This window comes from Methylophilus sp. OH31, from assembly GCF_000576615.1.
GTDB lineage: Bacteria > Pseudomonadota > Gammaproteobacteria > Burkholderiales > Methylophilaceae > Methylophilus.
Map to the genome: position 1 here is coordinate 1 of NZ_BAUS01000009.1, position 399 is coordinate 399.

The following is a 399-nucleotide window of genomic DNA, read 5'->3' on the forward strand; positions in this document are numbered from 1 at the left end:
AATTTTTAAAGAACAGTCAGCTTCTAAGCCGTTTTCGTTACCGTTATTTCGTAACGAGGTGCGCATTATACAGAGGTTTTTTACTTCGTCAACAACTTTTATTTCGTTATCAACAGGCCTCTTTAAGATGTCACTTTTTACTTCTTTGCTTCAATTTAACTTATCGTTTTCTTGAAGCGAGCCGCGCATTTTACAGCGCTGGAGATTTTCGTCAAGCAAAAAATGAAACAATTTCTACTGAGAAAATCACTGGCTTACACTAATAAGCAAAAGCCCTCGGCCAAATTGGCCGAGGGCTTATATAGGGAGCTTGGGGATGACCTACTTTCGCATACGAAGAGTACACTATCATTGGCGCAAGTTCGTTTCACGGCCCTGTTCGAGATGGGAAGGGGTGGT

1 protein-coding gene is annotated in these 399 nt (G+C 41.6%); it reads left to right on the forward strand.

The annotated features are described in order from the left end of the window. A partial coding sequence (locus OH31_RS15200; protein ID WP_206773614.1) for a hypothetical protein occupies positions 1-263 on the forward strand: 263 nt, incomplete at its 5' end. Between the last annotated feature and the right edge of the window lie 136 nt (positions 264-399).